The organism is Massilia sp. Masssp94, assembly GCF_059491305.1.
In genome coordinates this window covers 6,444,234-6,464,188 of sequence record NZ_CP168501.1, presented here as the reverse complement: position 1 = coordinate 6,464,188, position 19,955 = coordinate 6,444,234, and the positions used below count along the sequence as shown (strand labels likewise).

Here is a 19,955-nt window from a genome sequence, read left to right as displayed (position 1 = left end):
CTGGTGGCGGGCATGGCCGCGGGCGGTAAAGGTGCATTTCTAATGCACCTTTGCTAGAATGTCGGGCATCACGTTGTTCCCGAGCGAGCCATGCCTTCCCCCACCATCACCGAATCGTCGATCATCCGCCTGGTCGACACGTTTTACGCGCGCGTGCGCGACGATGCCGTGCTGTCCCCCGTGTTCGAAGCGAAACTCGCCGGACGGTGGCACGAGCACATGCCGCGCATGTACGCGTTCTGGACCAAGGTCCTGCTCGGCACGGGCGAATTCCAGGGGAATGTCTTCGGCAAGCACATGGCCCTCTCGGGTATCGAGACGGAACACTTCGTCCGCTGGCTCACACTGTTCCGGCTGACGGCCATCGACGTGTTCGGCATCGACGGCGCGACCGAGGCGATGGAGGTGGCCCAGCGCATCGCGTCGAGCCTGCAACTGGGATTTTTCGGCGATATTCGCGTTTGAGACGACCTCTCAGGCGCGGCGTGACGCGTCACGCCGCTCGGCCACGGCGGCCAGCAACGCCTGCTTCAGCTGCAGGTCCGTGAACGGTTTCGTCAGCACCCGCGCCGTGACGTCCGCTGCGCCCGCGACCAGGCTACCGTAGCCGGACGCGAACACGATCGCCACGCCCGGATGGCTTTCCACGATGCGGCGGGCGAGCGTGAGGCCGTCCAGGTCGGGCAGGCTGTAGTCGACGACGGCCGCGTGATAGCGGTCGCGCGCCAGCAGCGCCAGGGCGTCCTGGGCCGTGGCCGCCTCGTCGGCCTGGAAGCCCGCCGCCAGCAGGATGTCGCGGTACAGCTCGCGGGCCTGGGCATCGTCTTCGATCAGCAGCACGCGCAGGCCCGCGGACGCCGCCTGGCGCGGCGCCGGCGCGGCCGGTGCCGGCCCGGGCATCGCCTCCTTCGCGCCCAGCAGCTGGCGCACTTTCGACGCCAGCTTCTCGCGGCGGTAGGGCTTGGACAGCAGTTCCACGCCCGGGTCGAGGCGCCCGCCGTGGATGATCGCGTTCTGCGTGTAGCCGGACGTGTACAGGACCTTCATGTCCGGCAGCAGCGCGCGCGCCTGGCGCACCATGTCCGTCGTCTTCAGCTTGCCCGGCATGACGACGTCGGTGAACAGCAGGTCGCAGCGAACGCCCGCCTTCATCACGGCCAGCGCCGACTCGGCATTGTCGGCGCGCAGCACCTGGTAGCCCAGCTCGGACAGCATGCCGACGACGGTCGCCTGGACGTTCGGATCGTCCTCGACGACGAGAATCGTCTCCGTGCCGCCGCGCACCTCGTTCGCGACCGGTTCCGGCAGCGTCTGCTCCGCCTCGAGCACGCGCGGGAAATAGGCCTTGATCGTCGTGCCGTGGCCCACTTCGCTGTAGATACGGAAGTGGCCGCCGCTCTGCTTGACGAAGCCGAACGCCATCGACAGGCCGAGGCCCGTCCCCTGCCCTTCGCCCTTGGTCGTGAAGAACGGTTCGATGGCGCGCTCCAGCACCTCCGGCGTCATGCCGGTGCCCGTGTCGGAAATCGCGAGCAGCACGTACTGACCCGGCGGCACTTCGTGCGCGGCGCTGACGTAGGTGTCGTCGAGCATCGTGTTGGACAGTTCGACCGTCAGCTTGCCGCCGCCCGGCATCGCGTCGCGCGCATTGATGGCGAGGTTCAGCACGACGTTTTCCAGCTGGTGCGGGTCGAGCGTCGTGTTCCACAGCGACGCCGAGACGACGGTCTCGACTTCCACGTGTTCGCCGACGGCGCGGCGCACGAGGTCTTCCATGTTGCGCACGACGCGGCCCGGGTTCAGCACGCAGGGCCGCAGCGGCTGGCGGCGCGCGAACGCGAGCAGCTGCGACGACAGCTTGGCGCCGCGGTCGACGGCGGCCAGCGCCATCTGCACATGCCGCAGCGCGGCCGGCAGCCCGGCCACGGTTCCGCCCAGCAACTGCAGGCTGCCGCCGATCACCTGCAGGATGTTGTTGAAGTCGTGGGCGACGCCGCCCGTCAGCTTGCCGACCGCTTCCAGGCGCTGGGCATGCTGCAGGGCCTGGCGCGCCTCTTCCAGCTGCACGCGCTGCGTGACGTCGCGCGTGATCTTGGCGAAGCCGACGAGGCGGCCGTCCGCGTCGCGGATGGCGTCCACGACGACGTCGGCGCGAAAGCGCGTGCCATCCTTGCGCACCCGCACGCCCTCGCCATGGTAGCGCCCCTGTTCGCGCGCCGTCGCGAGCACGCGGTCCGGCAGCCCGTCGTTCCGGTCTTCATCCGTGTAGAAGCGGCCGAAGTGCGTGCCGATGACTTCGTCCGCCGTGTACCCCTTGATGCTGCGGGCGCCCGCGTTCCACGTCGTCACGAGGCCTTCCGGGGACAGCATGTAGATGGCATAGTCGATCACGCCGTCGACGAGCAGGCGGAACTGCTCCTCGCTGCGGCGCAGTGCTTCGCGCGCCAGCTTCTTGTCGCTGATGTCGCGCGTGATCTTGGCAAAGCCGAGCAACTGGCCGTCGTCGTCGAGGATCGGGTCGATGACGACGGATGCCCAGAACTGGCTGCCGTCCTTGCGCACGCGCCAGCCTTCCGCCTCGAACCGTCCTTTTTCCAGCGCCGTGGCGAGCGCCCGTTCCGGCAAGCCGGAGGCGCGGTCGGCCGGCGTGTAGAAGCGCGAGAAATGCTGACCCAGGATCTCGGCCTCCGTGTACCCCTTGAAGCGCCGCGCGCCGGCATTCCAGCTCGCGACCGTGCCGTCGGGATTCAGCATGTAGATCGCGTAATCGGCGACCCGCTCGATCAACAATTGCATGCGGCGCTGCGTGGTGATGTCGGAAGTCATATCGGAAAAGGTCAAACGTTCATGATCTGATTATAACATTGTGGAAATACTCATGCACATCATGAAACGTTTATGGCTGTGTTGACAATATTGCGTGTCCAATCACGCTTTCCGCTACAATGCGGACGACCACTTCATGGAGAACGTCATGTCGGGCTACAGCATCAACATCGAAGAAAAAACACTTGCCGGGAATAATTTCCGGGAAGTCCTCTACACGACCCAGCGCAGCCAGCTGGTCATCATGACCCTGCAGCCCGGCGAGGAAATCGGCCTCGAAAGGCACGAGGACCACGACCAGTTCATCCGCGTCGAAGCCGGCCAGGGCGTCGCGATCCTGGATGGCGAGGAGCACAAGCTCGAGGACGGCGTCGCCGTCGTCATCCCGGCCGGCACCGAGCACAACGTCATCAACACGTCGAGCAGCGAGCCGATGCGCCTGTACACGCTGTACACCCCGCCCGAGCATCCGGACGGCATCGTCCATGCGACCAAGGCCGAGGCGGACGAATACGAACAACAGCACGGCCACTGATTCCGCACCGGCCTATCCTTTGCAGGCGAGGCCGTAGCGCGTCATCGTACAGGCGCGCTCGATACACCGGCGCGCGTCGTAGCCGTGGGCCCGGCATTGCATCAGCGTCTCTTCGCGGCGCTGGCGCGGCGACGGGTCGGCGGCGACCGGAGGCGTCGCTCTGGTTGCCGTGCGGCGCGCCTTCGCGGCGCCCTGTTTCTTCACCGCCGTCCTGGTGCGCGCCGTGCGCCGGGACGGCGTGACGTCGGCCGGGGCCGCGGCAGGCGCCTTGTCCTCGATGACGGGTGCGACGGGCTCATCGGGCACCGGCTTCACGGGTTCCGGCGTGACGGCGGGCTGCACCGGCACCGGTGCAGGCGCTGGCGCTGGCGCGCGGGCCACGAAGGCCGCCGCGGGCGGCGGTTGCCCAGCCGGTGACGTGTTCGCCACGACGACGAGCGCATCCTCGACCCGGTTTTCCTCGTACAGCCACAAGCCGCCCGCCGCCAGGCCGGCCAGCAGGCCGCCCGCGATGCTCCACGTGACGAGGCGGCGTTTCCACATGCTCGTCCAGGCCGGCGTCTCGCGCGCCGCCGTTTCCTCGCGCAGGCGCGCGGCGAGCCATTCCGCTTCGATGTCCGGCTGCACGGGGCGCGGGATCGTGCCCGCGTCGGCGCGCGGCGGCGGAATGTGATCGGCGACCGGCGGCGGCTCGGGAGGGCCCGGCGGCTCCGGGGGCTGGCGGGCCGCGGCCCCGGGCACGGTGGGCTCGTCGACGGGCGGCGGCGCTGTTGGCCGTGCCGTCCGAGCTTGCGCGATGCGGTCGGCCAGCGCTTCGATCGCGACGCCCTTGCCGCCCGCCGAGACTTCCGGCGCGCGTTGCGCCGGCCCGGGGTCGGCCTTCTGGACGGCCGCGCCGGCTTCGGCCCGCTGCGAACCGGGGCCGTGCCAGACGGCCGGCCGCCGGCGCGGCGCGGCCTGAGATGGCGGCGGAGATGGCGGCGCCGACGGTGCCGAGCCGCTTTCCTGGAAGTCTTGCAACAATTGGGTCTTCATGGTGCGGTGCGCAATTCCGGATTCCCGGAGGAGCAGTGTACCGAATTCAACCCAAGCGCGGAGCGCGCCTGCGTTACAGTGTCACGACCACCTGCAACGCCTCGGTACGAACGGCCGGCAGCCTGACGTCGAGCACGCGCCGTTTCGCATCCCAGCGGTACGCGATCGCCTTGCCGCCGACCTGCACGGCCCGGGGTTTCGCCGCCACGTTGTGCACCTTCAGGTCGAACGTGCGCGCGGTCGGCGTCGCGGCGGCGCCGGGTTCCGGCGCGACCGTCAGGGCCAGGCGGCCGTCGGCGAAGGTGCTGGAGAACCGCACCAGCTCGTACTTGCCCGTTTCGAACGCGTGCGCGGTGTGGCCGTCGTCGTCGTACAGGTGGCCTTGCGCCTGCGTCACGCCGGCATCGTGCCAGTAATGCAGGTCGAGCTTCGCCGTCGAATAATCGCGCGTGCTCTGCACGGGTTGCGCGAGCGGGACGAACGCGCCGGCGCGGACATAAGTCGGGATGCGGTCCGGACGCGGCGTCACCGTCTCCAGGATGCCGCCGTGGTGCGGCTCGTCCGTGTAGAAGTCGAACCACACGCTGCCCTTGCGCGGGAAGAAGACTTCCTTGCGCGTGGCGCCCGGTTCCGTGACGGGGGCGACGAGGAAGTCCGGGCCCCACAGGTACGTGGACGAGATGCCCGTCGTCGACATGAATTCGTTGTCCGGATCCTCGAACAGCACGGGGCGCATCATGGGCATGCCGGTGCGGCTGTCGTCGAAGGCGGCCGTGTAGTTATACGGCAGCATCGCGTAACGAAGGCGAATGGCGTCGCGTGCGCGCGCCTTCACGGCCGGCGTGCGGAAAATCGCCTCGGCCGGCACTTCTTCCTGCGCATGCGGGCGGAAGATCGGCTGGAACACGCCGTACTGGAGCCAGCGCACGTACAGCTCGTCGTCCAGCACGGGCCCGGCAAAGCCGCCCAGGTCGGAGTGCATATAGGCCTGGCCCTGCATGCCCATCTGCAGCGCGATCTCCATCTGCGACTGCAGGCCGCCCCAGCCCCGCTGCACGTCGCCGGACCAGGGGATCATGCCGAAGCGCTGCGAACCCGAGTAGCCCGAGCGCATCAGGATGAACGGCCGCTCCTGCGGAAAGTCGCGCGCGTAGCCGTCGGCGATCAGCTTCGCCCATTCGTGGCCGTAGATGTTGTGGACCTGGTCCGCGGTGCCGGTGGCGTGGCGCGCGGCCGACGGATGCGTCTCGGGCTCGCCCAGATCGCCCCACCAGCCGGCGGCGCCGCCCGCCTTGAGGTCTTTATAAATGTTCCAGAACCAGTCGCGCGCCTGCGGCTTGAACACGTCGAGCAGGCCCGTGTTCCCGAAAAAGAAATCGAAGACGAACGGCTTGCCCTGCGCATCCGTCGCGAGGACGCCGTGCCGCGCGGCGTCCTGCCAGCGCTTCGACGTCGTCAGCACGAACGGCTCCGTGATGAGGACCGTCTTGACGCCCTTCCTGTTGAAGTCCGCCATCATCGCCTCGGCATGGGGGAAGCTGTCGCGGTCCCATGCAAGGTTGCCCATCGTGCCCTTGACCGTCTTGCCGAACCAGTACAGGTCGAACACGATGGCGTCCAGCGGGATGCCGTCCGCGATGAATCGATCGACGACGGCGCGCGCTTCGGCCTCGTTGTGGTACCCGAAGCGGCTCGCGAAATTGCCGAAGGCCCAGCGCGGGGGCAGCGGCTGGCGGCCGGTCAGGCGCGTCGTCACGTCCATCAGCTGCGCCCAGTCGTCGCCCGCGATCACCTGGTAGGTCTTGCGGCCGCCCATCACTTCGTAGCGCAGGGTGCCGTCCTTGCGGCTGTCGAAATCGAGCCAGCCGGCCTGCGGGTTGTCGAAGTGGATCGCGTACTTGTGCGACGACACGGCCATCGGAATGCCATAGCCCATCTGGTCGGCGCGGTTGCCGAAGCCGTACGACGCCCGGTTGTACAGGCGGAAGCGGTTGCCGCGCCGGTTCATGCCGACGGCGCGCGAGCCGGCGCCGTACAGCGCCTCGTCGCCCGCGAGCGCGAACTCGATGCTTTCCAGTTCTCCCGCGTGGCCATAGCCCCCCTTCTCGGCGACGAGCGGCTTTCCCTTGTACGCATAGCTGATGCGCAGCGGCGATTTTTCCACCGTGACCGTGATGCCGTCCGTGACGAGCTGGATGCGCCCGTCCGCCTCCCGGACCGTGGCCTGCGCCTGGCCGGGCTTCAGCACGACGGCGTGCGAGGCCGGGTCGAACGTCTCGCCGCGCGGCACGAAGCTCGTCTCGACGATGTTGGCGTCGTAGGGCCGGATCAGGTAGCGGCCGTCGCTGGTGGCGATGTCCAGCGTCCCGTTGTCGTTGCGGTAGCCGAGGAACGCGCGCTCCGTATTCTGTGCCTGGGACGGCAGGCTGGCGAGCAGGCAGAGGGCGAGAACGGCGTGGGGGATCGGCTTCATGGTCTCCGGGCGGTATCGTTGTTGGAATACGGGAGTTTAACCGCATTCCGTAGAAAAGCTACAGAGATAGGCAGAGGCCATAGAATTTCTGAAGATTTGCGCGTAGTTTGACTACTTCAGCGCGTCGTGCGGCGGTCGCGGCATTCTCGGGTCAAAATAGCGGCAACGACAACCCATGAGAGACCCCATGCGCATCGCCACCTTCAACGTCAACGGCATCAACAGCCGCCTCCCCGCCCTGCTCCAATGGCTCGAGGAGACGCAGCCCGACGTGGCCTGCCTGCAGGAGCTGAAGGCGCCGCAGGAAAAATTTCCCGAGATGGAGATCCGCGCGGCCGGCTATTGTCCGATCTGGCACGGCCAGAAAAGCTGGAACGGCGTCGCGATCCTCGCGCGCGGCACCGAGCCGCAGGAACTCCAGCGCGGCCTGCCGGGCGATCCCGACGACGAGCAGAGCCGCTACATCGAGGCGGCCGTGAACGGCATCCTCGTCGCCTGCCTGTACCTGCCGAACGGGAACCCGGCGCCGGGCCCGAAGTTCGAGTACAAGCTGCGCTGGTTCGAGCGCCTGCGGCTGCGCGCGCAGGAACTCATCGCCACGGGTGCGCCGGTCGTCATCGCGGGCGACTACAACGTGATGCCGACGGAACTGGACGTCTACAAGCCGGAACGCTGGCTCGACGATGCGCTGTTCCGCCCGGAGACGCGCGCGGCCTACCAGCGCCTGCTCGACCAGGGCTGGACGGATGCCCTTCGGGCGACGCACCCCGGCGAAGTCATCTACACGTTCTGGGATTATTTCCGTGACGCGTACGGCCGCAACGCGGGCCTGCGCATCGACCACCTGCTGCTGAGCCCCGCCCTCGCGCCGAAGCTGAAGGGGGCCGGCGTCGACCGCGACGTGCGCGGGCGCGAGAAGCCGAGCGACCATGCGCCGACGTGGGTTGAATTGGATTGGCCGAAGTTGGCGTAAGGCCTCACGTCGTTCCCGCGAAAGAGCCTGTCGCGAAAGCTGCCGACCGTTAAAATGTCGGCATGACACAGCCTGATCGCAAACGGAGCAGTACTTCATCGAAAATCAGCGCGCCAGATGAGCTGCAGTTGAATTTGTTCAGTGCCGCGCCAATGGGAAAAACATCGGTGACGAAGACGGCCGCCCAGAGCGGCCGTCGGTTCATTTCGGGTGATCCCGGCAAGATCTTCATTGGGCCGGTTCGGCTCGAGGAATACCTCAAAGAGGCTTCGCAAAAGGCGCCGTTCGTCGTAGCCGAGCTGCTCGACGGCGAAGACTGGAAGCCTTTCGAAGAGCGCTATAGCGCCGTTGGGCGCGCGCCCTATTCACCACGAGCGATGTTGGGATTGATCCTGTTCGGCATCATGCATGGTCATCATTCCCTTCGTGAGCTGGAGCGTTTTTCGCGACTGGATCTGGGCTGTATGTGGGTGACGGGGGGGATTGCACCGGACCACGCGAACATCGGCCGTTTCATCGTCATGCACGAGGGGCTGCTTACGCAGGTTTTCGAATCGCTCACGCGCAGGATCTTAAAGAAAACTGGGGCGGGCAGTCATCGCCTGGCAGGAGATGGCACAGTGATCGAGGCCGCCTGCTCCCATTACAAACTGCTGCGCGAAGAAGCTTTGAAAGAACGTGCTGAATCAGCCCGGCGCAAGCTGGCTGAGTCTCCAGACGATCCTGATGCGCAGCGCAACGCTGAACTCAGCGATGAATGCCTGAAGACATACAAGGAGCGTGAGCAGGCATGCAAACGCAGCAGCAGAAGCACCACCACGTTGCGAGTGAGTCCGACCGAGCCAGAGGCACCGGTGCAGCGCCTCAAGCGTGGCAGGGGCAGCGCCGCCTCGTACAAGCCATCCATTCTCGCCAATGAAAGCCGCATCATCACGGCGATGGCGGTGGACGCGTCGAGCGAAACGAAAGTCATCGGCGCCATGCTCGACCAAAGTGGTCGCGTCGTCGGCGAGCAGCCAAAGGAGCTGCTGCTCGATGGCGGTTATTTCGACGATGGCGTGATTGCCGCGACGTTGGAGCGCGACATCAGCATGCTTTGCTCGGATGGACAGGATCCCGAAGAAATCAAAACCGGCAAGGGCGGCGTGTACGCGAAGAGCAGCTTTGAGTACGACGCGTCGACCGACACCTACCGCTGCCCAGCTGGCCAGACTCTTGGCCTGATCAAGATTTATCCCGGCACGGACAAGACACGCGAATTTCGACTGTACACGACCCGCGCATGCGAAAACTGCGCCAAGCGAGCGCAGTGCACGAAGACCAAGAGACGGGAAATCAGGCGCCATGCCGAAGACGAGCAACGCGATGCGCTGCGTGCCGTCATGCGCCAGCCCAAGGCGCGGGCTATCTTCTCCAAACGGCAAGCGATGGTGGAACCTGTGTTCGGCTATCTACGCGCGCAACAGGGACTCAATCGCTTTCGCCGCCGTGGCATGGCCGGCGTGACCCGTGAGTTTGGGTTGCATGTCCTTGCTTACAACCTGGCGCGGGCCGTAGCACTGCTGAAGTGCCTTTGCGTCGATCCATCGGCCTTCCAGCGGCTACTCTTATCTTTGAGACGCCAATTCGCCAAACGAGCGACACGAACTTTCGATTTCCTGCTGCCCGCGGAACTCGATGCAGGCATCAAGCTCCGCAGTGCAACTATTTAGTATTGCGACAGCCTCGAAAGCGGGAACCCATACTGAACTACAGAATCCCGTAAATGAAAGATGCTGCAGGCGCTTGGCGGTACAACTTCGGCGCATCGGCATGGGTTCCCGCGTGCGCGGGAACGACGGTGTCTCAGTTGCCCACAGTCCGCCGCACCGGCGCCCGTCCCAGCACCATCCCGAGGCGTAACGCGCTGTCGGTGACGATCTCGATGTCCGGCGCGTACCCGTCCTCGATCCAGCGCAGCGCGATGTGGATCACGCCGCCGACGATGCCCGCTTCCAGCAGCGGATCGGCCGGCACGCCGGGCGGCACGACGTAGCGGCCGACCTGTTCGCCGATGGCGCGCAGCGCGGCATCGAACGCCTTGTCGACGGCCCGGCTGACGCCGCGGATCTCGACCAGGAACACGCGCGCCGAACGGGGCTCGCGCTGCAGCGCCGCGAAATACGTATGCAGCATCGCACGGGCCCGCGCGACCCGGCTGCGGCCGGCCTGCTGGGCCGCTTCGGTGAGCTCGCCCAGCACGCCGTACGTGACGGCGTTGAACGAGGCGATCAACAACTCTTCGCTGTTCGCGAAGGATTCGTAAAAATAACGTTCGGTCAGCGCGGCGGCCTCGCAGACGGCCTTGACGGTCGACTGGCGGTAGCCGCGCTCGCCATACACGGCGACGGCCGCCGCGATCAGTTGCGCGCGCCGCTGCGCACGCCGTTCGTCTTGCGGGACGCCGCGATAGGGCCGGGCAGGTTGTGAAGTTTCTGGAGGCATCCTTCTATTTTCGCACAGAACGTTGCTTATCAATATGTGACAATCTACAGTGTCAGTCGTATTCCATACACAACGACACACGCCATGACAGAAGCCGCCGCGGAGCCCTTTTTCGACGTCCTCATCGTCGGCGCCGGCCTGTCCGGCATCGGCGCCGCCTGGCACCTGCAGCGGGGCTGCCCCGGCAAGGCCTGGGCCATCCTGGAAGCACGCGCCGCGCTCGGCGGCACGTGGGATCTGTTCCGCTATCCCGGCGTGCGCTCGGACTCCGACATGTATACCCTCGGTTACGCGTTTCAGCCCTGGACTGAAGGCAAGGCGATTGCGGACGGGCCATCCATCCGGCGCTATATCGCGCAGACGGCGCGCGACAACGGCATCGACCGCCACATCCGCTACGGCTACAAGGTCGTCGGCGCACAGTGGTCGAGCATTGACGCGTACTGGCGGGTGGAGGCGGAGCACGGCGGCCGGCGCGTGTGGCTGCGCACCCGTTTCCTTTACATGTGCAGCGGCTACTACAGCTACGACGAGGCATACCGCCCCCGCTTCGACGGCGAGGACGCGTTCGCCGGCCGCATCGTGCAGCCGCAGTTCTGGCCCGCCGGCCTGGATTACCGGGGCCGGAACGTGGTCGTCGTCGGCAGCGGGGCCACGGCCGTGACGCTCGTGCCCGCGATGGCGCAGGACGCCGCCCACGTGACGATGCTGCAGCGCTCCCCGACCTATGTCGTGAGTCGCCCGTCCGAATACGGTTTCGCGCAGCGCCTGCGCCGCTGGCTCCCCGCACGCGCCGCGTACGCGCTGACGCGCTGGCGCGTGATCGTCGAGAGCATGCTGCTGTACCGCGTCGCACGGTCGCAGCCGGAGCTCGCGAAACGCAAGATCGTCGAGATGGCCCGCCACCAGCTGGGCCCGGGCTACGACGTCGACACCCATTTCACGCCCGGTTACAAGCCGTGGGACCAGCGCGTCTGCGTCGTGCCCGACGGCGACCTGTTCCGCGCGATCCGCACGGGCCGTGCGAGCGTGGCGACCGACCGCATCCAGCGCTTCACTCCAGAAGGCCTGCTGCTGGAATCCGGCAGGGTGCTGCCCGCCGACGTGGTCGTGCTCGCGACGGGACTCAGGATCAAGCTGCTGGGCGGCATCGCCATCACCGTGGACGGCAAGCCGTTCCGTCCGAACGGCGCGATGTCGTACAAGGGCATGATGCTGTCCGACCTGCCGAACTGCGTGATGACGTTCGGGTACACGAACGCGTCGTGGACGCTGAAGGCCGACCTGACGGCCGCCTGGGTCGTGCGCCTGCTGCGCCACATGGACCGCGAGGGCCAGGATGTCGCCGTCGTGCACCGGGAACCGGGCGTCGAACCGGAACCGTTCCTCGGTTTCACCTCGGGCTACGTACTGCGCGCCCGCGCCGAGCTGCCGCAGCAGGGCTCGCGCAAGCCGTGGCAGGTCTACCAGAACTATGTGCAGGACATGCTGACGATCCGCTTCGGCCGTATCGCGGACGGCGTCCTGCGTTTCGGCCGCAAAGGCGCCCTGCCTTGAACCCCATCGGTGACCGGAACCTCCTCAAGAAAGCGATCGAACGATGACTCTCGTCCTGATACTACTCGCCGTCCTCGCGTTACCGGTGTTCGTGGCCTTCCTGTTCACGCTGTGGACCGCGCGCAAGGTCGAAGCCGTGCTGCCGCCGCAGGGCCGCTTCGTCGACGTGCCCGGCGCGCGCCTGCACATCCAGGAATTCGACGGCGGCGATCCGAACCTGCCCCCGCTGCTCCTCGTGCACGGCCTTGCTGGCCAGCTCGCGCACTACACGTACGGCGTGACGGACCGGCTGGCCGGGCGCTACCGCATGGTCGCCGTCGACCGCGCCGGCTCCGGCTTTTCCACGCGCGCGCCCGGCACGGCGGCCGACCTGGACACGCAGGCCGCCATGCTCGCCGCGCTGATCGAACAATTGAGACTGGAGCGTCCGCTCGTCGTGGGTCACTCGCTGGGCGGTGCGCTCGCCCTCGCGCTCGCGCTGCGCCATCCGGACCGCGTGGGCGGCCTCGCGCTGGTCGCGCCGCTGACGCACATGCAGGAGCACGTACCGCCCGTGTTCCAAGGGCTGACGATCCTGTCGCCGACGTGGCGCAATATCGTCGCATGGACCCTCGCGATTCCCGCGTCGATCAAGAACAGCCGCGTGGCCCTGGACCAGGTGTTCGGCCCGGAAGCCGTGCCGGCGGATTTCGCGACGCGCGGCGGCGGCCTGCTTGGCCTGCGTCCCAGCGCGTTCCTGGCGGCGTCCGACGACTTGCGCGCGCTCCCCGACTGCCTGCCCGCGCAGGAGACGCGCTACGGCGAACTGCAGCTTCCCGTCAGCATCCTGTACGGCAAGGACGACCGCATCCTCGACTGGCGGGCGCACGGCCAGGCGCTCGCGGACAAGGTGCGTGGAGCGCGCCTGGAACTGGTCGAGGGCGGCCACATGCTGCCGATCACGAATCCGGACGCGACGGCCGCGTTCATCGACGCGGCCGCGGCTCAGGCGCCGCTGTCCGCCAGCGCCGCCGTCAACGCGGCCAGGTCGTAAGGCTTGCGCAGCACGACGGCGTCCGGCCAGTTGTTGACCTCTCCCTGCCCGGTCGCGAACACGATGCGGATGCCGGGCGCCAGGGTGCGGGCCTGGGCGGCCAGCAGGTCGCCGGACATGCCGGGCAACAATACGTCCGTGATCAGCACGTCCGACGCGGACGAAATGAGCGCGAGCGCCTGCTCCGCATCGACGGCTTCGAGCACCTCGTGGCCCAGGTGGCGCAGCAGCGCCGCGGTCGCGTCGCGGATCTCGTCCTCGTCTTCCACCAGCACGATGCGCAGGCGGCTCGGGTCGGGCTTGCGCCCGGCCGAAGGCAGAATCGGCAGCACATTCGACGGCGCGCTGTCCACGTGGACGCGGTTTCTCTGGTTCGCGAGCACCTGGCGGATGCGGCGCGCCAGGCTTTCGCGCGTGTACGGCTTGCCCAGCAGCTCCACGCCCGGATCGAGGCGGCCGCCGTGCACGATCGAGTTTTCCGTGTACCCGGACGTGAACAGCACGGCGAGGTTCGGCAGCCGTTCGCGGGCCATGCGGGCGAGGTCCGGGCTGCGCAGGGTGCCGGGCATGACGACGTCCGTGAACAGCACGTCGATCGGCACGCCGGATTCCACCACCGCGAGCGCGCTGGCCGCATCGGCCGCCTTCAGCACGCGGTAGCCGAGCCGGGTCAGCATCTCGACGACGGTCGTGCGCACGGCTTCGTCGTCTTCCGCCACGAGGATCGTCTCGGTACCGCCGACGGCCGGCTGGTGCGGATCCATCGGGCCCAGGGGTTCCTCGGCCGCCGTCGTGCGCGGCAGGTACAGCTTCACCGTCGTGCCCTGCCCCGGCTCGCTGTAGATCTTGACGTGGCCGCCGGACTGCTTGACGAAGCCATACACCATCGACAGGCCGAGGCCGGAACCTTTACCCTCCGCCTTGGTCGAGAAGAACGGCTCGAACGCCTGGCGCAGCACGTCCGGTGTCATGCCGCTGCCCGTGTCCGTCACGGCCAGCATCACGTACTGGCCCGGCGCCACGTCGCCGTGCGTGCGGCAATATAAATCGTCGAGGATGGCGTTGTGCGCCTCGATCGTCAGCTTGCCCGCACCGGACATGGCGTCGCGCGCGTTGATGGCAAGGTTGAGGATCGCGTTCTCCACCTGCGCCACGTCGACCGCCGTATTCCACAATCCGCCCGAGAGCGCGAGCTCCACTTCGATCTGTTCGCCGAGTGCGCGGCGCAGCATGTCTTCCATGCCCGTCACGACGCGGCCGATCTTGACCACCTTCGGTTCCAGCGGCTGGCGGCGGCCGAACGCGAGCAGGTAGCTCGCCAGCTTCGCGCCCTTTTCCACGGCCTGACGCGCATTCCCGATCCACCGCTTCGTGTTGGCAAGCCCGTCCGCGCCCCCCGTGTTCATTTCCAGCAGCTGCAGGTTGCCCGAAATGATCTGCAGGAGGTTGTTGAAATCGTGCGCCACGCCGCCCGTCAGCTTGCCGATCGTCTCCATCTTCTGCGACTGCTGCAGTGCCAGTTCCGTGCGGCGGATCTGCTCCGCCTGTTCGCGGTCGGCCGTGATGTCGCGGCCGATCGCGTGGATGAAATCGGCGTCCGGCGCCGCGGTCCACGACAGCACGCAATAGCTGCCGTCCTTGCGCCGGTAGCGGTTCTCGAATTTATAGACGTAATGGCCCTCGCCCAGCGACGCCATCTGCGCCATCGTCGCGGCCTGGTCGTCCGGGTGCACGAGATGCAGGAAGTTCTTGCCGACGATGTCGTGCTCGGCCCAGCCGAGCAGCGACCCGAACGACGGACTGACGGCTTCGACGTTGCCGTCGAACGACGCGACGAGCATGACGTCGCGCGACAGGCGCCACATGCGGTCGCGTTCCGCCGTGCGCCGCGCGACCGTCGATTCCAGGTCCGCGTTCAGCGCCGCGAGGCGGTGCGCGATCACCTTCTGGTCTTCGATGTCGATGCTGGTGCCGATCCAGCGGGCCACGTTGCCGTCCGCATCACGCAGCGCGACGGCGCGCGACAGATGCCAGCGGTACGTGCCGTCCGCGCGGCGCAGGCGGAATTCGGCGTCGAACGGCGCGCCCGACGCCACGGCGATCGCCCAGCGCTTCTGCACGGCCGGCAGGTCGTCGGGGTGCACGGTGACAGTCCACGCGATGCCCGCGAGAGCGGCGTGATCGAGACCGCCGTACGCGTACACGTGCGTGTTGAACCAATCGAGCCTGCCGTCCTTCGTGGCCGTCCATACCGGGTTCGGCATCGCCTCGGCGAACGTGCGGAATTTTTCCTCGCTCTCGCGCAGCGCCCGCTCGGCCTCGACGCGCACCGTGACGTCGCCGCCCTGCACGAAGATGCCGAACACGGTGCCGTCCTCGCGCTTCACGGGCTGGTAGACGAAATCGACGTAGTGCAGGCGGCGGTTGCCGCGGCTGTCGGCCAGCCACAACGGGCTCGCGGTCGCGGTGTAGGTCGTGCCGGTGAGGTAGACCTGGTCGAGGATCGCGATCACGCCCTGCGGCACCGTCTCCGGCAGCGCGTCGCGCAGCGGCTTGCCGAGCAGGTCGCGCTGGCCGGCAAGCGCGCGATAGGCTGCGTTCGCGGACTGGATCACGTGGTCGGCGCCCGCCAGCTGGGCCATGAAGCCGGGCGCCTGCTCGAACATCGTCTGCAGGCGGTCGTGTTCCCCGCTCAGCCAGCGCTCGGCGCGCACCTTCGCCGTCGTCTCGACGACGATGGCGATCACGCCGACGACGGCGCCGGCCGCATCGACGATCGGCGAGTAATCGAGATTCATCCACACCGGCTCGGGCTTGCCGCTGCGGTGCAGGGTCAGTTCCTGGTCGCGGTACGACAGCGTGCCGCCGGCCAGGCCGACTTTCATCACGTTGTCGTTGAAGTCGGCCACTTCGGGCCAGCCTTCGCGCACCCTGGAGCCAAGCAGGCGCGGATGGCGTCCGCCCGCGACGCCGGAATACGCGTCGTTGTAGATCATGACGCCGTCCTCGCCCCATAACGTGACGATGGGCACGGGCGAACGCAGGATCAGTTCGACGGTCGTACGGACGACGTCCGGCCAGCGGCAGATGGGGCCGAGGCTCGTGCCGGCCCAGTCGTAGTCGTCGATGATTCCGCCTAGCAGGCCGCCGCCCGCACCAAAGGTCCTGACCGGAGCCGCCTGAGTCGACATCGTGTGAATCTGCCCGCTGGAATATTCTGAAGTCCGCGATTTTAATCGCGTTTACCATCGTGCGGTCACACGATTCGCGACCTTGTCCGGATCGGCCCCTGTCCGCTGCACCGCATGCTAAGGTGCGGGCCAGATGCGGCGGGCGCGCGCGCGGCGATCCCGTGCCGGCATGCTGCAGGGCAGCACGAAAATTCCCGGCGAAAGCACCCGTGCGCCGTCTTTCCGGAATTAATATGTTGCTGCCGCACACACACCTTACCAAGGGGGACAGCGTTTATGAGCCAGAGTACACCTCTGTCGCTGCACGTCCCGGAGCCTACCGGCCGCCCGGGTTGCAAGACCGATTTTTCTTACCTCGACATCCACCGGGCCGGCGACACGCCCCGGCCGCCCGTCGACGTCCGCTACCAGGACACGGCGCTACTTGCCGCCGGCATGATCCGCGTGCTGGACGACGACGGCAATGCCGTCGGCCCGTGGGATCCGGGCCTCGACCGCGACACCTTGCGCTTCGGCCTGAGAACGATGATGAAGACCCGCATCTTCGACGCGCGCATGGTGATCGCGCAGCGCCAGAAGAAGTTGTCGTTCTACATGACCTCGCTCGGCGAGGAGGCCATCGGCAGCGCCCATGCGCTCGCCCTGAAGGATGGCGACATGTGCTTCCCCACCTACCGCCAGCAAAGCCTGCTGATGGCGCGCGAGTATCCGCTCGTGGACATGGTGTGCCAGCTGCTGTCGAACGAGGCGGACCCGCTGAAGGGCCGCCAACTGCCCGTGATGTATTCCGTGAAGAACAAAGGTTTCTTCACGATCTCGGGCAACCTCGCGACGCAGATCCCGCAGGCGGTCGGCTGGGCCATGGCGTCCGCGATCAAGGGCGACACGAAGATCGCGTCCGGCTGGATCGGCGACGGCGCCACGGCGGAAAGCGATTTCCACACGGGCCTCACGTTCGCGCACGTGTACCAGGCGCCCGTGATACTGAACGTCGTCAACAACCAGTGGGCGATCTCGTCCTTCCAGGCCATCGCCGGTGGCGAGAGCGTCAGCTTCGCCGCCCGCGGCGTCGGCGCGGGCATCGCGTCGCTGCGCGTGGACGGCAACGATTTCCTGGCCGTGTATGCCGCGTCGTGCTGGGCCGCCGAGCGGGCGCGCAGCAACCTCGGTCCCACGCTCATCGAATGGGTGACGTACCGCGCCGGGCCGCACTCGACGTCGGACGACCCGTCGCGCTACCGGCCCGCCGACGAATGGACCTATTTCCCACTGGGCGATCCGATCGGCCGCCTGCGCCGCCACCTGATCGGCAAAGGCTGGTGGTCGGACGCGGAACACGAGGCCCTGCAGGCCGAACTGGAAGCCGAGGTGCTGGCCGCGCAGAAGGAAGCGGAGCGCCACGGCACGCTGATCGACGGCCGCGTGCCGAGCGCCGCGTCGATGTTCGAGGACGTCTACAAGGACATGCCCGAACACCTGCGCCGCCAACGCCAGCAACTGGGGGTGTGACATGAAGCGCGACATCGACAACGACATCAAGACCACCCCGATGACGATGATCCAGGCCCTCCGCTCGGCCATGGACGTCATGCTCGGGCGCGACGACAACGTCGTCATCTACGGCCAGGACGTGGGCTATTTCGGCGGCGTGTTCCGCGTGACCGACGGCCTGCAGGCGAAATACGGCAAGCAGCGCTGCTTCGACGCGCCGATCTCGGAAGGCGGCATCGTCGGCACGGCGGTGGGCATGGCGGCGTACGGGTTGCGGCCCGTCGTCGAGATCCAGTTCGCCGACTATTTTTATCCGGCGACCGACCAGATCGTGTCGGAAGCGGCGCGCCTGCGCTACCGCTCGGCAGGCGATTTCACCGCGCCGCTGACGATCCGCATGCCCTGCGGCGGCGGCATCTACGGCGGCCAGACGCACAGCCAGAGCCCGGAAGCGTTCTTCACGCACGTGTGCGGGCTGCGCACGGTGATGCCGTCGAATCCGTACGACGCGAAAGGCCTGCTGATCGCCGCGATCGAGAACGACGACCCCGTCATCTTCCTGGAACCGAAGCGGCTGTACAACGGTCCGTTCGACGGCCACCACGACCGCCCCGTCGTCTCGTGGGCGAAGCACCCGAAGGGCGAAGTCCCGGAAGGCTATTACACGGTCCCGCTGGACAAGGCCGCCGTGTTCAGAGAAGGCGCCGACCTCACCGTGCTCACGTACGGCACGATGGTGTGGGTGTCCGAGGCGGCCGCGAACGAGACGGGCATCGACGCCGAGATCATCGACCTGCGCACCCTGTGGCCGCTGGACCTCGAGACGGTCGTCGCATCCGTCAGGAAGACGGGCCGCTGCGTCGTCGTTCACGAAGCGACCCGCACGAGCGGCTTCGGCGCGGAACTCGCGGCCCTCGTGCAGGAACACTGCTTCTACCACCTCGAGGCGCCCATCGAGCGCGTGACGGGCTGGGACACGCCCTACCCGCATGCGCAGGAATGGGCGTATTTTCCGGGGCCGGACCGCGTGGGCGCGGCATTCAAACGAGCGATGGAGGCGTGATGGGGCAGCATGTGATCAAGATGCCGGACCTGGGCGAAGGCATCGCGGAAGTGGAAGTCGTCGCGTGGCGCGTGCAGCCGGGCGATGCGATCGTCGAAGACCAGATCCTGGCCGACGTCATGACGGACAAGGCGACCGTGGAGATTCCGTCGCCGGTGCACGGGACGGTGATCTCACTCGGCGGCAAGGTCGGGGAATCGCTGGCGGTCGGCGCCGAGCTGATCCGGCTGGAAGTGGACGGTGCGGGGAATGCGAAGGCGGCGCCACCGCCGGCCGACGAACCCGCGGAGGTGCCGCACGGCTTCGTGCCGGAGCCGCCGCGGGTGGCCGAAGCCGCCGCAAGCGTCGCGCAGGCGGCGGCCATCGTCGCTGCGCCGCCGCGTCCCGCGCGCGCGCCTGCGCCTGCATTGCGCGCGGCGGGTGAAAAACCGCTGGCCGCGCCGGCCGTCCGCAAGCGCGCGTGGGACCTGGGCATCGAGCTGCAATACGTGGCCGGCAGCGGCCCCGCGGGCCACATCACGCACGCGGACCTCGATGCGCATGTGGCGGGGCGCGGCCGCGCTGCGGGCGCGGACGGGCGTTATGCGGAACTGGAAGGAGAAGAAGCCGTCCCCGTGATCGGCCTGCGCCGCAAGATCGCGGAGAAGATGCAACTGGCGAAGCGCCAGATCCCGCATTTCACGTACGTCGAGGAAGTCGACGTGACGGAGCTGGAAGCGCTGCGCGGCCAGCTGAACGCGCGCTATGGCGAGGAGCGGGGCAAGATCACCCTGCTGCCGCTGCTGATGCGCGCCGTCGTCCTCGCGATCCGTCGCTTCCCCGACGTGAACGCCCGCTACGACGACCAGGCCAACGTGGTGACGCGCTACGCGCCCGTCCACATGGGCATCGCGACGCAGACGGATGCCGGCCTGATGGTGCCCGTCGTGCGCCATGCGGAAGCGCGCGATCCGTGGGCCAGCGCGGCGGAGATCGCCCGGCTGGCGGATGCGGCGCGCCATGGCAAGGCGGCGCGAGACGAGTTGTCCGGGTCGACGATCACGATCACGAGCCTGGGCGCGCTGGGCGGCATCGTCAGCACGCCCGTCATCAACCACCCGGAAGTGGCGATCGTGGGCGTGAACCGCATCGTCGACCGGCCCGTCATCAGGAATGGCGGCATGGTGGCGCGCAAGCTGATGAATTTGTCGTCGTCGTTCGACCACCGCGTCATCGACGGCATGGTGGCGGCGGAATTCATCCAGGCGGTACGCTCGTATCTCGAGTCGCCGGCCACCCTGTTCGTGGAGTGAGC

At 67.4% G+C, this 19,955-nt stretch carries 14 protein-coding genes; 9 read left to right on the top strand and 5 right to left on the bottom strand.

Features of this window, described 5'->3' with window-relative positions:
* The first annotated feature begins 90 nt into the window (after positions 1 to 90).
* Positions 91 to 465 (top strand): group III truncated hemoglobin, encoded by a 375-nt coding sequence (locus tag ACEN9G_RS28385; RefSeq protein ID WP_413343807.1) that lies wholly within the window; start codon positions 91 to 93, stop codon positions 463 to 465.
* Between the two features lie 9 nt (positions 466 to 474).
* Here ACEN9G_RS28385 and ACEN9G_RS28380 read toward each other — a convergent pair whose 3' ends face one another.
* Complete coding sequence (locus tag ACEN9G_RS28380) at positions 475 to 2,826, bottom strand: hybrid sensor histidine kinase/response regulator (RefSeq protein ID WP_483127360.1); 2,352 nt, start codon at positions 2,824 to 2,826, stop codon at positions 475 to 477.
* Positions 2,827 to 2,920: 94 nt separating this feature from the next.
* Between ACEN9G_RS28380 and ACEN9G_RS28375 the strand changes: the two genes are divergently transcribed.
* Positions 2,921 to 3,361, top strand: a complete 441-nt coding sequence (locus ACEN9G_RS28375) for a cupin domain-containing protein (RefSeq protein WP_413345920.1) — start codon at positions 2,921 to 2,923, stop codon at positions 3,359 to 3,361.
* Positions 3,362 to 3,373: 12 nt separating this feature from the next.
* Here the strand turns inward: ACEN9G_RS28375 and ACEN9G_RS28370 are convergent, their stop codons facing one another.
* Both ACEN9G_RS28370 and ACEN9G_RS28365 read right to left on the bottom strand, forming a co-directional pair.
* On the bottom strand, positions 3,374 to 4,396 hold the full coding sequence (locus ACEN9G_RS28370; protein WP_495605490.1) for a hypothetical protein: 1,023 nt from the start codon (positions 4,394 to 4,396) through the stop codon (positions 3,374 to 3,376).
* A gap of 73 nt (positions 4,397 to 4,469) precedes the next feature.
* Positions 4,470 to 6,869 carry a glycoside hydrolase family 31 protein gene (locus ACEN9G_RS28365; RefSeq protein ID WP_413344427.1) on the bottom strand — a complete coding sequence of 800 codons (2,400 nt, stop codon included), beginning with the start codon at positions 6,867 to 6,869 and terminating at the stop codon, positions 4,470 to 4,472.
* Positions 6,870 to 7,056: 187 nt separating this feature from the next.
* On the opposite strand from ACEN9G_RS28365, the gene xth reads away from it, so the two are divergent.
* Both xth and ACEN9G_RS28355 read left to right on the top strand, forming a co-directional pair.
* Positions 7,057 to 7,842: an exodeoxyribonuclease III gene (xth, locus tag ACEN9G_RS28360; protein ID WP_413344429.1), complete on the top strand. Its 786-nt coding sequence runs from the start codon at positions 7,057 to 7,059 to the stop codon at positions 7,840 to 7,842.
* Between the two features lie 62 nt (positions 7,843 to 7,904).
* A complete protein-coding gene (locus tag ACEN9G_RS28355; protein ID WP_483127358.1) occupies positions 7,905 to 9,554 on the top strand; it encodes a transposase in 1,650 nt (549 codons plus the stop codon).
* A 133-nt stretch (positions 9,555 to 9,687) separates the two neighbouring features.
* On the opposite strand, the gene ACEN9G_RS28350 is transcribed toward ACEN9G_RS28355, so the two are convergent.
* A complete protein-coding gene (locus ACEN9G_RS28350; protein WP_413343771.1) occupies positions 9,688 to 10,326 on the bottom strand; it encodes a TetR/AcrR family transcriptional regulator in 639 nt (212 codons plus the stop codon).
* Between the two features lie 84 nt (positions 10,327 to 10,410).
* Between ACEN9G_RS28350 and ACEN9G_RS28345 the strand changes: the two genes are divergently transcribed.
* Both ACEN9G_RS28345 and ACEN9G_RS28340 read left to right on the top strand, forming a co-directional pair.
* Entirely contained in the window at positions 10,411 to 11,883 is a 1,473-nt protein-coding gene (locus ACEN9G_RS28345) for a flavin-containing monooxygenase (RefSeq protein ID WP_413343773.1), read from the top strand.
* A 43-nt stretch (positions 11,884 to 11,926) separates the two neighbouring features.
* Entirely contained in the window at positions 11,927 to 12,916 is a 990-nt protein-coding gene (locus tag ACEN9G_RS28340; protein ID WP_483127357.1) for an alpha/beta fold hydrolase, read from the top strand.
* On the opposite strand, the gene ACEN9G_RS28335 is transcribed toward ACEN9G_RS28340, so the two are convergent.
* Positions 12,868 to 16,107 carry a PAS domain-containing protein gene (locus ACEN9G_RS28335; protein WP_483127356.1) on the bottom strand — a complete coding sequence of 1,080 codons (3,240 nt, stop codon included), beginning with the start codon at positions 16,105 to 16,107 and terminating at the stop codon, positions 12,868 to 12,870. The genes ACEN9G_RS28340 and ACEN9G_RS28335 overlap by 49 nt on opposite strands.
* A 276-nt stretch (positions 16,108 to 16,383) precedes the next feature.
* Between ACEN9G_RS28335 and ACEN9G_RS28330 the strand changes: the two genes are divergently transcribed.
* The 3 genes from ACEN9G_RS28330 to ACEN9G_RS28320 are packed head-to-tail and all read left to right on the top strand — an operon-like array spanning position 16,384 to position 19,953.
* A complete protein-coding gene (locus ACEN9G_RS28330; protein ID WP_413344524.1) occupies positions 16,384 to 17,616 on the top strand; it encodes a 3-methyl-2-oxobutanoate dehydrogenase (2-methylpropanoyl-transferring) subunit alpha in 1,233 nt (410 codons plus the stop codon).
* A 1-nt stretch (position 17,617) separates the two neighbouring features.
* Positions 17,618 to 18,661 (top strand): alpha-ketoacid dehydrogenase subunit beta, encoded by a 1,044-nt coding sequence (locus tag ACEN9G_RS28325; protein WP_413344522.1) that lies wholly within the window; start codon positions 17,618 to 17,620, stop codon positions 18,659 to 18,661.
* Complete coding sequence (locus ACEN9G_RS28320; protein ID WP_483127355.1) at positions 18,661 to 19,953, top strand: dihydrolipoamide acetyltransferase family protein; 1,293 nt, start codon at positions 18,661 to 18,663, stop codon at positions 19,951 to 19,953. The genes ACEN9G_RS28325 and ACEN9G_RS28320 overlap by 1 nt, the downstream gene beginning before the upstream one ends.
* Positions 19,954 to 19,955: the final 2 nt, after the last annotated feature.